Origin of the sequence: Arthrobacter sp. ISL-69 (assembly GCF_018613775.1) — a bacterium.
In the GTDB taxonomy this organism is placed as follows: Bacteria; Actinomycetota; Actinomycetes; order Actinomycetales; family Micrococcaceae; genus Arthrobacter.
Window position 1 is genome coordinate 17,295 of the sequence record NZ_JAGGPO010000015.1, and the last position, 14,063, is coordinate 31,357.

13 protein-coding genes and 1 riboswitch are annotated in these 14,063 nt (G+C 65.6%); of the genes, 3 read left to right on the top strand and 10 right to left on the bottom strand.

Annotated elements, in window-relative coordinates; all coding sequences use genetic code 11:
* Nucleotides 1–113: 113 nt before the first annotated feature.
* From J7I79_RS09915 to J7I79_RS09935, 5 genes are all read right to left on the bottom strand, one after another.
* The gene (locus tag J7I79_RS09915) at nt 114–356 is read right to left on the bottom strand and encodes an RNA-binding protein (RefSeq protein ID WP_011692324.1); all 243 of its coding nucleotides are present in this window, start codon (nt 354–356) and stop codon (nt 114–116) included.
* Between the two features lies 1 nt (nt 357).
* Nucleotides 358–780, bottom strand: coding sequence for a 30S ribosomal protein S16 (gene rpsP, locus J7I79_RS09920; RefSeq protein WP_104175432.1), 423 nt, complete (start codon nt 778–780; stop codon nt 358–360).
* A gap of 184 nt (nt 781–964) precedes the next feature.
* The gene (locus J7I79_RS09925) at nt 965–1,402 is read right to left on the bottom strand and encodes a hypothetical protein (RefSeq protein ID WP_214952760.1); all 438 of its coding nucleotides are present in this window, start codon (nt 1,400–1,402) and stop codon (nt 965–967) included.
* Between the two features lie 113 nt (nt 1,403–1,515).
* Complete coding sequence (locus tag J7I79_RS09930) at nt 1,516–2,391, bottom strand: VOC family protein (protein WP_214952762.1); 876 nt, start codon at nt 2,389–2,391, stop codon at nt 1,516–1,518.
* Between the two features lie 84 nt (nt 2,392–2,475).
* A complete protein-coding gene (locus J7I79_RS09935; RefSeq protein ID WP_214952764.1) occupies nt 2,476–3,558 on the bottom strand; it encodes an amidohydrolase family protein in 1,083 nt (360 codons plus the stop codon).
* An 85-nt stretch (nt 3,559–3,643) separates the two neighbouring features.
* A riboswitch (TPP riboswitch) is annotated at nt 3,644–3,751 on the top strand.
* On the opposite strand from J7I79_RS09935, the gene thiC reads away from it, so the two are divergent.
* Nucleotides 3,746–5,629 (top strand): phosphomethylpyrimidine synthase ThiC, encoded by a 1,884-nt coding sequence (gene thiC / locus J7I79_RS09940; protein WP_214952766.1) that lies wholly within the window; start codon nt 3,746–3,748, stop codon nt 5,627–5,629. It overlaps the preceding riboswitch by 6 nt.
* Here the strand turns inward: thiC and J7I79_RS09945 are convergent.
* Entirely contained in the window at nt 5,598–6,332 is a 735-nt protein-coding gene (locus tag J7I79_RS09945; protein WP_214952768.1) for an alpha/beta hydrolase, read from the bottom strand. The genes thiC and J7I79_RS09945 overlap by 32 nt on opposite strands.
* A gap of 81 nt (nt 6,333–6,413) precedes the next feature.
* Nucleotides 6,414–8,003: a signal recognition particle protein gene (gene ffh, locus J7I79_RS09950; protein WP_214952769.1), complete on the bottom strand. Its 1,590-nt coding sequence runs from the start codon at nt 8,001–8,003 to the stop codon at nt 6,414–6,416.
* 151 nt (nt 8,004–8,154) lie between these two features.
* Between ffh and J7I79_RS09955 the strand changes: the two genes are divergently transcribed.
* Nucleotides 8,155–9,543, top strand: a complete 1,389-nt coding sequence (locus J7I79_RS09955) for a glucose-6-phosphate dehydrogenase (protein ID WP_214952771.1) — start codon at nt 8,155–8,157, stop codon at nt 9,541–9,543.
* An 81-nt stretch (nt 9,544–9,624) separates the two neighbouring features.
* Here J7I79_RS09955 and J7I79_RS09960 read toward each other — a convergent pair whose 3' ends face one another.
* Together J7I79_RS09960 and J7I79_RS09965 are read right to left on the bottom strand one after the other, a co-directional pair.
* Nucleotides 9,625–9,963, bottom strand: a complete 339-nt coding sequence (locus tag J7I79_RS09960; RefSeq protein WP_011692333.1) for a P-II family nitrogen regulator — start codon at nt 9,961–9,963, stop codon at nt 9,625–9,627.
* A complete protein-coding gene (locus J7I79_RS09965) occupies nt 9,960–11,315 on the bottom strand; it encodes an ammonium transporter (protein WP_214952773.1) in 1,356 nt (451 codons plus the stop codon). The genes J7I79_RS09960 and J7I79_RS09965 overlap by 4 nt, the downstream gene beginning before the upstream one ends.
* A 343-nt stretch (nt 11,316–11,658) precedes the next feature.
* Here J7I79_RS09965 and J7I79_RS09970 point away from each other — a divergent pair, with 343 nt between their 5' ends.
* Complete coding sequence (locus J7I79_RS09970) at nt 11,659–12,804, top strand: MFS transporter (RefSeq protein ID WP_251042651.1); 1,146 nt, start codon at nt 11,659–11,661, stop codon at nt 12,802–12,804.
* Here the strand turns inward: J7I79_RS09970 and ftsY are convergent.
* Nucleotides 12,801–14,015 (bottom strand): signal recognition particle-docking protein FtsY, encoded by a 1,215-nt coding sequence (gene ftsY / locus J7I79_RS09975; protein ID WP_214952774.1) that lies wholly within the window; start codon nt 14,013–14,015, stop codon nt 12,801–12,803. The genes J7I79_RS09970 and ftsY overlap by 4 nt on opposite strands.
* Between the last annotated feature and the right edge of the window lie 48 nt (nt 14,016–14,063).

Genomic DNA, 14,063 nt, shown 5'->3' on the forward strand with positions numbered 1-14,063 from the left:
TCGGGTTCTGCTGCGTGCGCCTACTGCGGCGCCGGGTCTTGCTGAAAAACAGTCCGGCCCCTCCACCATGATCTGGTGAAGGGGCCGGACTTGAGACAAATATTGCGGGGCGTTTACCGGCGGCGGTCTGTGTCGACGACGTCGACCCTGACCTGTTCGCCGCCGGCCAGCGCCGCCACGACAGTGCGCAATGCGCGTGCCGTGCGGCCCTGACGACCGATCACCCGTCCGAGGTCGTCCTGGTGAACGCGCACCTCGAGGGTGTCCCCGCGGCGGTTGTTCTTCGCACTGACCTTGACATCCTCAGGACTGTCAACGATCCCGCGGACTAGGTGTTCGAGCGCTTCTGCCAGCAATTTACTCAGCCTCGGTGGTCTCTGCTGCTGCGTCGGCGGGGGCCTCGGCGGCGTCGTCCTTCTTGGCCTTCTTGGTGATGGCTTCCGGGATGATCACGGAACCCTTTTCCGGCGTAACGAAGGCAGCCTTGGGAGCCTTGGTCTTCAAGGTGCCCTCCTGGCCGGGGAGACCCTTGAACTTCTGCCAGTCACCGGTGATCTTGAGGATCGCGGCGACCTGCTCGGACGGCTGTGCGCCGACGCCGAGCCAGTACTGGGCACGGTCCGTGTCGACCTCGATGTACGAGGGCTCTTCGGTCGGGTGGTACTTGCCGATTTCTTCGATGGCACGGCCATCACGCTTGGAGCGTGCGTCCATGACGACGATGCGGTAGTACGGTGCGCGCATCTTGCCGAAGCGCTTAAGGCGAATCTTTACGGCCACTTTTGTGGTCACTCCTGTTTCTGAAACGGGGTCGAGCCCGGCGTTCTGCACCCGTGGGGCGGGCCGTACTAGGGGGTTCTAAAAGGACAAGATCCGGACGCGGAGAGAGGGGCCACGCAGATCGAGTACCTGTTCATTGTGCCAGATCAACGCCGGGATTTCGACTTGACACACAGCGGGCCGGTCAGGACGACCAGACGTACAACCCGGTTCGGGCGTTGGGGTCCACACTGCCGGCGAGCTGGGCCAGCCTCTGGACATAGCCGCGGGCCTCCTCGGACCCGAAGGGCATGTCCTCCTCCGCCGCCCACCTGGCCGCCACATCCTCCAGGATGTCGCCCTCCCCCTCGGTCTCATAGCTGAGGAGTTCCGCCAGCGCCCGGACCATGGCCGCCGGCACGCCCAGCAGTGAATCGCTGGCCACATCCACCATTGCCAGTTCGTAGTCCGCGCCCGCCGCGTGCACCGCCGTGCCGGCCAGGTCGCCGAGCTGTTCAATTTCAAAATCGCTGATGTCCGGAATCCGGAGCGCCTCCGGAGCCGCAGGCCCCCCGCCGTCGAGTACCCCCGCGCGCTTGAGGGCCTCATCGTGGGTGGAAACAAAGATTTCGGTGAAACCCATGGAAATCATCCTCATTCCGTCTGCGGTGTGATGGTCCTGACGGGCAGCTTTGCGGCTGCCCGGGGCCTTCCGGATTCAGCCTAACCCAGATGGACGTGCTGGTCAGCGCCCCCTTAGCGGACCGCGACGCGGATCCGGTTGCGCCACGGATCCTCGAACCGCAGCTCCGCCCCCGTGTGGTGGGGCTGGACGCCGGCCACCCGCAAACGGTCAGCGAGCGCGCCGACGTCGTCGCCCTCGGGAACTTCGATCAGGACTTCACCCAGGCCCAGCGTGTCCTGCCGCGGCCCTGCGCCCCTGCTGTTCCAGACGTTCATGGCCATGTGGTGGTGATAGCCGCCAGCCGAGACGAACAGGGCCTGTCCGTGCCATCCTGCGGTTTTCTCGAAACCAAGCGTGCCCACGTAGAAGTCGTGCGCTGATTGCACATCGCCAACTTGGAGGTGGACGTGCCCGACGCCGGCCCGCGTCTCCCGCTGACCGCTCACTGCCTCCTCGGTCAGGTGTTCCTGCAGGAACCTCTGCGGCGGCAGGGCAAGGCTGTCCATGACCACGTTGCTGCCCTCCCAGGACCAGGCCTCACGCGGGCGGTCCCAGTAGAGCTCGATGCCGTTGCCCTCCGGGTCGCTGAAGTAGAAGGCCTCGCTGACAAGGTGGTCCGCGCTGCCCGTGAACAGCCCCGGTTCATACCGGGCCGCGGAGGCCACCGTGGCAGCGAGCGACGGCCGGTCCTCGAACAACAGCGCTGTATGGAACAGTCCGGCCTCACCCCGGGCGGGAAGGTTCAGTCCGGGGGCCGGCGCCAGGTGGACCAAGGGCCTTCCGCGCCGGCCAAGGTACACGCCGCCATCCTGCTCGGCCACCGGCTCCAGCCCGAGCGCCCGCTGGTAATAGTCCGTCATCAGCTTCATGTTGCCCACTTTGAGCATCACCGTGCCCATGGCGAGATCGGCGGGCAGCAGGTCCTTGCTGCTGGATTCTGTGGTCATGGCAACTCCAAACTCCCGAAACTCCGCCACCGGCATCCGGCGACGATTACATAGAGTTAAATTACTTGAAGCTTCAATTTATTCCTAGCGGAGCTGAGTGCCCCGAAGCACGATGTGTTTGAGATCCCGCAGCGTCGCCGGACTGGTCCGGGGGTCCTGTGCGCACAGCACGACGTCGGCACTGGCACCTTCCGTAATGCCGTCGGCTCCCAGCCATTCCCGCGCTGCCCATGACGCCGCGTCCAGCGCCGCTTCCGCCGGCAGGCCGGCCGCATGGAGCGCGTGGATCTCGTCCACGATCCGTCCGTGGCCGATGACGCTGCCCGCATCGGTCCCGGCGTAGATCGGCACGCCCGCTTCGTAGGCTTCCAGGATCCGCTCGTTCCGCCGCTGCCACAGCGCCCGCATGTGCGCTGCGTAGCGCGGGAACTTCGCTTCGGCCCGGTCGGCGATCTCCGGAAAGGTCGCAATATTGATGAGCGTGGGCACAATCGGGACGCGCTGTTCCACGAACCGGGGCAGGTGCCGCGGGAGAAGGCCGGTTCCGTGTTCGATACAGTCGATGCCGGCGTCGAGCATGTCATCCAGCGTGTCCTCGGCGAAACAGTGCGCGGTCACCCTGGCGCCTTCATCGTGGGCGGCGCGGACAGCGTCCCGCACCACGGCGGCGGGGAACGACGGCGCGAGGTCGCCGGCGCCCCGGTCGATCCAGTCCCCCACCAGCTTGACCCAGCCGTCGCCCGCGAGTGCCTGCTTCCGCACTGCCTCGACCAGGCCGTCCGGTTCAACCTCGACGGCGAATCCCCGCAGGTAGCGGCTCGTCCTGGCAACATGCCGGCCGGCCCGGATGATCCTGGGCAGCTCGGGACGGTGCTGGAGCCAGCGCGTGTCGTGCACGGCGCCGGCGTCGCGGACCAGCAGGGTACCGGCGTTCCGGTCCGTCATGGCCTGCTCTTCGGCCAGGGACTCGGTAACGTCCCCGACGGGTCCGAGTCCGATGTGGCAGTGCGCATCCACCAGGCCCGGCAGGACCCAGCCCTCCAGCACAACATCGGCGGGAACGGCCGGCCGCTTGAACGTCAGCCTGCCGTCGACAGCCCAAAGGCCGTGCCGTTCCTGGTCCGGGGCGGTGAGCACGGTCCCGCTGAATTCGATGATGCCAGCCATGTTTCAAGCCTAGTCCGGCGGGCTGCCGCCGCCGGACGTGAACGCCATGTGACAAAGGGACTGCCCGGCCCTGTGGTAGCTTCGTTTACGACCACACGGGTGCCCTTGCAGGGGCTGAGATCGGGCTGACGCGGCCTGCGACCGTTGAACCTGTCCGGGTAATGCCGGCGAAGGAAGTGAGTATTCCATGAATACACAAGAAACACAGCTGATCCCTGCCCAAAACGACACCGACTCCGGCAAGTCAGGCACGATTGAAACGCAGTCCCTGAAGTCCCATTCGTTGGCGTTCATCGCCGACGAGGCCACCGGGATCAAGGTGCCGGTGACCGAAATTGCCCTGGAGGACTCTCCGGGCGGCGCCGCCAACCCCCCGTTCCGGGTGTACCGGACAGCGGGGCCCGGAAGCGATCCCGTGGTGGGCCTGGAACCGTTCAGGACCCGGTGGATCGAAGCCCGGGCCGACACCGAGCCCTACAGCGGCCGGGAACGGAACCTGCTTGACGACGGCAAGTCGGCAGTGCGCCGCGGCGCCGCATCCGCGGAGTGGAAGGGCGCGCAGCCCGTGCCCCGCCGCGCCGTCGAAGGCAAGACTGTCACACAGATGCATTACGCACGGCAGGGTGTGGTGACGCCCGAGATGCAGTTCGTTGCCCTCCGCGAGAACTGCGACGTGGAGCTCGTCCGCAGCGAAGTGGCTGCCGGCCGCGCCATCATCCCCAACAACATCAACCACCCGGAATCCGAACCGATGATCATCGGCAAGGCCTTCCTTGTGAAGATCAATGCCAACATCGGCAACTCGGCAGTTACCAGCTCCATTGCCGAGGAAGTGGACAAACTGCAGTGGGCCACCCAGTGGGGCGCCGACACGGTGATGGACCTGTCCACCGGCGACGACATCCACACCACCCGGGAATGGCTCATCCGCAACTCCCCGGTCCCGATCGGTACGGTACCGATCTACCAGGCCCTGGAGAAGGTCAACGGCGAGGCGAACGCCCTCACTTGGGAGATCTTCCGGGATACCGTGATCGAGCAGTGCGAGCAGGGCGTGGACTACATGACCATCCACGCGGGGGTTCTCCTCCGCTACGTACCGCTCACGGTCAAGCGGGTCACCGGAATCGTGTCCCGGGGCGGCGCCATCATGGCGGGGTGGTGCCTGGCGCATCACCAGGAAAACTTCCTGTACACGCACTTCGACGAGCTGTGCGAGATTTTCGCCAAGTACGACGTCGCGTTCTCGCTGGGCGACGGACTGCGGCCGGGTGCGACGGCTGACGCGAACGACGCCGCCCAGTTCGCCGAACTGGACACCCTGGCCGAACTGACGCAGCGGGCCTGGGAGTTCGACGTGCAAGTGATGGTGGAAGGCCCCGGCCACGTGCCGTTCCACCTGGTCCGCGAGAACGTGGAACGCCAGCAGGAACTGTGCAAAGGCGCCCCGTTCTATACCCTCGGTCCCCTGGTCACAGACATAGCCCCGGGCTACGACCACATCACCTCGGCCATCGGCGCCACGGAAATCGCCCGCTACGGCACGGCCATGCTCTGCTACGTAACACCCAAGGAGCACCTCGGGCTGCCGAACAAGGACGATGTCAAAACCGGTGTGATCACTTACAAGATCGCCGCCCACGCCGCCGACCTCGCCAAGGGCCACCCCGGCGCGCATGAACGTGACGACGCGCTGTCCAAGGCCCGGTTCGAATTCCGCTGGCGGGACCAGTTTGCCCTGTCGCTGGACCCGGTCACCGCGGAAGCGTTTCATGACGAGACGTTGCCTGCCGAGCCGGCGAAGACTGCCCATTTCTGTTCGATGTGCGGTCCCAAGTTCTGCTCGATGCGCATCAGCCAGGACATCAGGGACGAATACGGTTCAGCCGAGGCCCAGACGGCCCTTGCCGAGATGGCTGCCGGCATGCGTGAGAAAAGCAACGAATTCCTTGCCGCGGGCGGCAAGGTCTACCTGCCGGAGCTTAACCTTCCTGCCCCGAAGGGGCCGGGCCCGCGCAGCACTGCCGGTGAAGGAACCGCTAAGACGCCTGTGAGTGCTGACGCCGGCTGATCTCTGCGATGAACGACCGGATGAACCGGTCGCCCTCCACCGAGTCCTGAGGCCGGTGTCCGCCCGCGGCAACGCGGTGCAGGGCACCGGTTTCGCGCAAGTAGCCGGCGATTTCCTCATAAAGCGGTTCCCAGCCTCCGGTGAGCACCAGGGTGGGGACTCCGGGCACGATCTGAAGCGGAGCCTCCCACGGAGGTGCCTGCAGCCGGAGCCGGCGGGCAGCACTCCGCGCCTCCGGCGTCGCCGGGTTGTCGCTGTGCACGGAAAACGCCCGCCGGACGAACTCCCGCTGGAAGTCATCATCTCCGAGCCGGTGCCGCACATCAAACAGCGGCTGCATCAGGGCACGGTGTGCGGCGGTCGCCGGCAGTTCGGCGGTCAGGGACAGGCAGGCGGGCTCCACGAGCGTGAGGGAATGCACCAGGGCCGGTTGTTCGACGGCCGCCATCATGGCCGCGATGGCACCTTGGGAATGCGCCACAACATGCCCGCCGGCGGCGCCCCGGCCCTCGTCCGCCAAAGCACCCAGAACAATGTCGGCGTCGGCCTGGAAGTCCGATTCGAGGGGTTCCGCGGCAGCGTCAAAGCCATGGCGGCGAAGGAACAGAGCGTCGTAGGCCAAGGCCATGCCGTGCTGCTTGGGCCACGCGGCGGACCCGAAGGCCCCCGAACCGTGGACGAACACTACGCGCTGCTTAAACATGGACCAACCCTATGGCAATCGCCGGACATTCCGGCCAGCAGACACCGGAGTTGCCCGTGCGGATGACTTCGCCGCCAGGAACTACTTGCTCCCGCCGAGGAACTTGTCGAAGCCCTTGGGCAGGTTGAGCTGTGACGGATCAAAGTCCGCTCCCTGCTGGCCGAACGCGGCGCCGCTGGGAAGTGCCTTCCCCGCGTTCGCGCGCCGGGCCTCGGCTTCGCGGAGTTCCTGGGCGGCCTTGGCCGGGTTTCCGGACTTGGCCTTCTTCTTCGGCGCGTTCTTGACGCCCTTGCGGGCACCTCCGCCGCCGCCCATGCCCGGCATTCCGGGCATCCCGGGCATCCCGCCGCCGGCTGCCATCTTCTTCATCATCTTCTGCGCCTGGGCAAACCGCTCCAGCAGGCCGTTGACGTCCGAGACATGCATGCCCGAGCCCTTGGCGATGCGCGCCCGGCGTGAACCGTTGATGATCTTGGGGGCAACGCGCTCGTGCGGGGTCATCGAACGGACGATCGCTTCCACCCGGTCGATTTCGCGTTCGTCGAATTGCTCAAGCTGCTGGCGGATGTTCTGCGCGCCCGGCATCATCATGAGCATTTTCTTCATGGAGCCCATGTTGCGGATCTGCTGCATCTGGGCCAGGAAGTCGTCGAGAGTGAAGTCCTCCTGGTCGGCGAATTTCTTCGCCATCCGGGCGGCTTCGTCCTTGTCCCACGACTTTTCGGCCTGTTCGATCAGGGTGAGGACGTCACCCATGTCGAGGATGCGGGACGCCATGCGGTCCGGGTGGAACAGCTCGAAGTCGTCCACGCCTTCACCGGTCGAGGCGAACATGACGGGCTTGCCGGTGACCGACGCGACGGACAGGGCGGCACCGCCGCGGGCGTCGCCGTCGAGCTTGGAAAGCACGATGCCGGTGAAGTTGACACCCTCATCGAAGGCGAGCGCCGTGTTGACCGCGTCCTGGCCGATCATGGAGTCGATGACGAAGAGCACTTCGTTCGGGACAATGGCCCGGCGGATCTGGCGTGCCTGCTCCATCATTTCGGCGTCCACACCGAGCCGTCCCGCAGTGTCCACGATGACGACGTCGTGCAGCTTCTGGCGCGCTTCGTCAACGCCGGCGCGGGCGACCGCGACGGGGTCGCCGGCCGGGTGATCCAGCTCGGTGGACGTGGCGCCCGGGTGGGGTGCGAACACCGGAACCCCGGCGCGCTTGCCCACCACCTGGAGTTGGGTGACGGCGTTCGGCCGCTGAAGGTCGCAGGCAACCAGGATGGGGCTGTGGCCCTGGGACTTCAGCCATTTGGAGAGCTTGCCGGCGAGGGTGGTCTTACCGGCGCCCTGGAGGCCGGCCAGCATAATGACGGTTGGGCCGGTCTTCGCCAGGCGGATGCGCCGGGTTTCGCCGCCCAGGATCTCAACGAGTTCCTCGTTGACGATCTTGACGATCTGCTGGCTGGGGTTCAATGCACCGGAAACCTCGGCGCCGAGGGCACGTTCGCGCACCCGTCCCGTGAATTCCCGCACCACGGAGACGGCAACGTCAGCGTCCAGCATGGCCCGCCGGATCTCGCGGACGGTGGCATCAACGTCCGCCTCGGTGAGGCGGCCCTTGCCACGGAGATTCTTGAAGGTTGCTGTCAACCGGTCAGAGAGTGAATTGAACACGCGCCGTGCACTTCTTTCAGTGGATCTACAGCTGGCGGCCGGTGCGGCTCGCCAGAGTCGTGACTGTTGTTGGCCTGGACCAACTGCCTCGACAACGGGACTCGACTATCTAGGGTACCAAGACAGCCCTTCAAGATGGCATGCTGGCAGGATGGCCAGCCAAACAACCGTAAAAACCCTGCTCATCCTTGGTGCGTCCGGGGACCTCACCGGCAGGCTGCTGCTGCCGGGACTGGCCCGGTTGGCCGCCAAAGGGCGGGCAGCCGGGCTCGCACTCGTGGGAGCCGGCTCGGATCCATGGACGCCGGAACAGTGGCTGGAGCGCGTGGAGTCGTCCTTCGCCGATTCGAACTCGCAGGCAGACGCTGCGGGCAAGCGGGAGCTCAAGCGGATCGCCGGAACAACCGCTTACCACCAGCTTGACGTGACGGCGGGCGGGGAGCTCGCCGCCCTGTTGTCCGGCCTTGAGGCTCCGGTGGCCGTCTACTTCGCGCTTCCGCCCCACGTCAGCCAGAAGGCGTGCGAAGTGCTGGCCCCCGGGGACGTTCCGGCGGGCACGCGGCTCGTGATGGAAAAGCCATTCGGGTCCAGTGAGGATTCCGCCCGCCATCTCAATGAGACCCTGGCGGCGCTGGTCCCGGAGGACCACATCCACCGGGTAGACCACTTCCTGGGCAAAGCAACGGTGCTCAACATCCTGGGCCTCCGCTTCGCGAACACTTTCCTGGAACCTGTCTGGAACCGGGACTACATCGAAAAGGTGGAGGTCATCTTTGACGAGGACCTGGCCTTGGAAGACCGCGCCCGCTACTACGACGCCGCCGGCGCGCTCCGGGACATGATCCAGAGCCACCTGCTCCAGATCATGGCCCTGATGGCCATTGAGCCACCCGCCTCCGTTGACGAGCGCGATCTCCGGGATGCGGTGGCCACCCTCCTGCGCGCCAGCAGCATCAAGGCGCCCTACCGCTCCAGCACCCGCCGCGCCCGGTACACGGCAGGATCCATTGACGGGCGGAAAGTGCCGGACTACGCCAACGAGAAAGGCGTGGACGCGTCCAGGAACACCGAGACGCTGGCCGAGGTGCAGGTGGACATCGACAACTGGCGCTGGCAGGGCGTCCCGTTCATCCTCCGTTCAGGCAAGGCGCTCGGGGCAAAACGCAAGGAAGCCGTGGTCACCTTCAAGCCGGTGCCCCATCTGCCCAGGGGTTTTACCGGCGTTGACTCACCCAACCAGCTCAGGATCGGGTTCGGGCCGGACACCTTGCAGTTCGACGTCGACGTGAACGGCCCCGGCAACGTCCTCAGCCTTGACCGGACCACCCTCAACGCCGAACTCAGCGCTTCCGAGCTGCTCCCCTACGGTGAGGTGCTCGAGGGCGTCCTCACCGGCGATCCGCTGCTGTCGGTGCGGGCGGACACCGCCGAGGACTGCTGGCGGATCGTTGAGCCGGTGATCAAGGCATGGAGCCGCGGCAGTGTTCCGCTGGAGGAATATGCCGCCGGAACCTCGGGACCGGAAAACTGGCCTGTCTAGGCCTTCCGCAACAAAAGCGGGCCCGGCGCCTTTTCAGGTGCCGGGCCCGCTCTTTACCGAAAGGCTAGGGCTGGCCGGGTGCTAGATGGCGGCCGAGCCGCGTTCTCCCGTGCGTACTCTTACAGCTTCAAAAACATCCACCGTCCAGACCTTGCCGTCTCCGGCACGCCCTGTGTTGGAGCTGGCGATGATGACATCCAGGATGTCATCCGCCTGTTCGTCCGTGGCCAGTACCTCGACGCGGATCTTGGGAAGCAGGTCCACGTTGTACTCAGCCCCGCGGTACACCTCCGTGTATCCGCGCTGCCTGCCGTATCCGCTGGCGGCGCTAACCGTAAGGCCCTGCACACCATAGGATTCGAGCCCCTCCCGGATGGAGTCGAGCTTTTCCGGCCGGACGATTGCTGTGATCAGTTTCATGCCCCCACACTTTCCTTGCCTGATGCTGCGTCAGTCTTCTTGCCGTCTTCCGAGACCGGAGCCGGCTCGTCGCCCTGCTTGCCGGTGATCAGTTCATGCAGCGGCTGGAAGCTCCCGCCGTGGCCGCCGACGCCGAATTCGTAGGCGGTTTCTGCGTGCAGGCTCAGGTCCACACCCACAACTTCCTGCTCCTGGGAAACCCGGAAGCCCATGGTCTTGTGGATCGGGAAGGCGATGATGGCGGTCATGACCGCGGTGAAGATGATGGACAGGAGTGCGGCCAGAGCCTGGGCAACGAGCTGGCTGGTTCCTCCGCCGTAGAAGAGACCTGCCTGGCCCTGGGTCGGTGTTGCGAGGAAACCGATGGCTACGGTGCCGACGACGCCGGAGACCAGGTGGACGCCGACGACGTCGAGGGAGTCATCGTAGCCGAGCTTGAACTTGAGCCCGACTGCCAGTGCGGAAGCAACACCTGCGACTACACCGAGAGCGATGGCACCGATCGGGGAGACATTGGCACAGGCCGGGGTGATGGCCACCAGGCCTGCCACGACACCCGATGCGGCACCGAGTGAGGTCGGGTGACCATCGCGGAAGCGCTCTACGGCCAGCCAACCGAGCATTGCGGCCGCCGGGGCGGCGAGGGTGTTGATCCAGATCAGACCGGCCTGCTCAACGGTGGCAGCGGCACCGGCGTTGAAACCGAACCAGCCGAACCAGAGGATTGCGGCGCCCAGCATAACGAACGGGATGTTGTGCGGGCGGTGGTTCGGGTCCTTGCCGAAGCCCTTGCGGTTGCCAATGATCAGTACCAGGATCAGGCCGGCCACACCGGCGTTGATGTGGACCACGGTGCCGCCGGCGAAGTCAATCACCGGAGCGAACGTCTGGCCGAACCAGCCGTCCTTGGAGAAGAGCCCGCCACCCCAGACCATGAATGCCATCGGCGCATAAACGAGTGTGGCCCAGATGGGGGTGAAGATAACCCAAGCCGAGAACTTTGCGCGGTCGGCGACCGCCCCGGAGATCAGGGCCACGGTGATGATGGCGAAGGTGGCGGCATAGCCTACCTTGAGCAGGTCCGCGGGGTCGGTGAAGTTATGCAGCCCGAAGTGGCTGAACGGGTTTGCGAAGATCTGGAAGAAGTTGTCTTCGTTGCTCGTAGCCATGGAGGCACCCCACAGGACCCACATGATGCCCACGGTTCCAATGGCGACGAAGCTCATCATCATCATATTCAGAGCCGATTTGGCGCGAGTCATGCCGCCGTAGAAGAATGCCAGGCCCGGGGTCATGAACAACACGAGTGCTGAAGCGACCAGGAGCCAAACGAGACCTGCGGTGAGTTCCATGGTCTACGTCCTCTCTTGCTTTATTGTGCGGACTTGTCCGCCTGTCCCAACGCCGTTTGCGTTCTCATTAGAGTTTGGTCGGGCTGTGTTTCGCCGGCGAGGGAATTAGATGTCCGGCTTGTTACAACAATCTCCCGGAAGTAAATGGTGCATCTCTTCCTTGTTACGGTTATGTTTCAGCAGTCCCAAACCGCATTCCCCAGCACCCTGCAAGGACACCCGCACCATGACCGATCGTTTCCGCCCTGGCAAGGCCGTGCCCCACCAGGATGGCGGCCAAACCGGTCGTCCGGAGGTGCCGGCACCGCCCGGCGGCACCCGGCTCCCCCGCGACATCAAGGTGATGCTTGCCGCCGCGTTCCTGATTGCGCTCGGTTTCGGACTGGTGGCGCCGGTGTTGCCCCAGTTCGCCACCACATTCGACGTCGGGGCCACTGCCGCCGCCGTGATTGTGAGTATTTTTGCGTTCATGCGGCTGCTGTTCGCACCAGCCGGCGGCGCCCTGATCGTGAGGCTGGGCGAACGGCCCGTCTATGTGGCCGGACTGCTGATCGTGGCGGCCTCAACCGCGGCGTGCGCGTTCGCCCAGGACTATTGGCAGCTGCTCATCTTCCGGGGCCTCGGTGGCGCGGGTTCGGTGATGTTCACGGTGGCTTCAATGGCCCTGGTGGTGCGGCTTGCGCCGCCGGAGAGCCGCGGCCGGGTTTCCGGCGCGTACGCTTCCGCTTTCCTGATCGGCAATGTCTGCGGACCCATTGTGGGCGGCCTCCTTGCCGGCTTCGGTCTTCGCATTCCGTTCCTGGCGTATGCGGCCGCGCTGGTCCTGGCGGCGCTTGTGGTGCAGACCCAACTCAGCCACGTCCCCGGTAAATCACGCAAGGACGGCGGACTGGAGCAGGCGATGGGCTTGGGTGAGGCTCTGCATGACAGCGCCTACCGGGCAGGCCTTTTCTCCAGCTTCGCCAACGGCTGGGCAACCTTCGGTGTGCGCATGGCCACTGTTCCGCTTTTCGCTGTTGCAGCGCTGGGTGCCGGACCCGCGGCGGCGGGGTGGGCCCTGGCCGTCTTTGCCGGCGGCAACGCCGCAGCGCTCACGGTCTCGGGGAAACTCGCGGACAGCCTTGGCCGGAAGCCCATGATGATTGCCGGGCTGGTCCTCACCGGAGTGGCGACAGCGGGCATCGGGCTGACCCACGACATGCCCTGGTTCCTGGCGGCCTCCGCCGTCGCAGGAATTGGTTCGGGCCTGCTGGGACCTGCCCAGCAGGCCGCCATTGCCGATGTGATCGGCAATGGCCGCTCCGGCGGCCGCGTGCTGGCCGTCTTCCAGATGATGTCCGACGCCGGCGCCATCATCGGCCCGGTTCTCGCCGGGCTCCTCGCCGACCGGCTCGGCTACGGCTGGGCGTTCGGCGTCACCGGCGGAGTGCTGATCGTCGCTGCCGCCGGCTGGCTGTTCGCCCGTGAGACGTTCCGGCGAACCGCTTAGTTCAGCAGCGCGTCCACAAAACTCTCGACTTCGAACGGGGCAAGGTCGTCCGCGCCCTCGCCCAGACCGATCAGCTTGACCGGGACGCCGAGCGACTTCTGGATGGCCACCACGATGCCACCCTTGGCCGTGCCGTCCAGCTTGGTGAGGACGATGCCGGTGATGTTGACCACCTCGGAGAACACCCGGGCCTGGTTCAGGCCGTTTTGTCCGGTAGTGGCGTCCAGCACCAGCAGGACCTCGTCCACCTCGGCCAGCTTCTCGATGACACGCTTGACCTTGCTGAGTTCGTCCATGAGGCCCACTTTGTTCTGGAGCCGGCCGGCGGTATCGATCATGACAACGTCGACTTCCTGGTCGATGCCTGCCTTGACCGCTTCATAGGCAACGGAGGCGGGATCGGCGCCGTCGACGTCGGACTTGACTGTGGGCACGCCCACCCGCTGGCCCCATGTGGCGAGCTGTTCGGCGGCGGCCGCACGGAAGGTGTCCGCCGCGCCCAGCAGGACGTCCTTGTCCTCAGCCACGAGGACGCGGGCGAGCTTGCCTACGGTCGTGGTCTTGCCGACACCGTTCACGCCCACCACCATCATGACGGAGGGAGTGTCGGCGTGGCGCTCCGTGCGGAGGCTGCGGTCCATGGTCGGGTCCACAAGCTTGATCAGTTCTTCGCGAAGCAGGGCTTTGACCTGCTCGGGGGTCCGTGTTCCCAGCACCTTGACGCGCTCCCGGAGGGCATCGACCAACTGCATGGTCGGTTCGGTGCCAAGATCGGCGAGCAGGAGGGTCTCTTCGACTTCGTCCCAGACGTCTTCATCAATCTTGTCGCTGGACAGGAGGGCCAGCAGGCCCTTGCCGAGGATGTTGTTTGACTTGACCAGGCGTTCGCGGAGCCGGGTGAGGCGTCCCGCCACCGGAAGCGGCGTCTCCACCGCAATGACCTCAAGTCCCGCCGCGTCGTCGGGGACCTCGGCCGTTTCCAGTTCTTCGAGGTCGACGGCGTCAGGCGCCTTGCGTTCAGGCGTCACCGCCGGGCGGTCCTCCACCAGCGTTCCGCCCGCGCTGCGCACGGGCTCGACGGGGTCGTTGGCGTCGCGGGTGCCCGGGTACTTGGTGATGTTCCGGCGGGTCTTGATGAAGACCGGGATCAGCCCGCCAATGACCACCAGGGCAGCGAGGATGGCAAGAATAATGGGGAGGATGTCATTCACTCCCCTAGCTTCTCACAATCGCAGCGGACGCTGCCGGAGCCTCAGCCG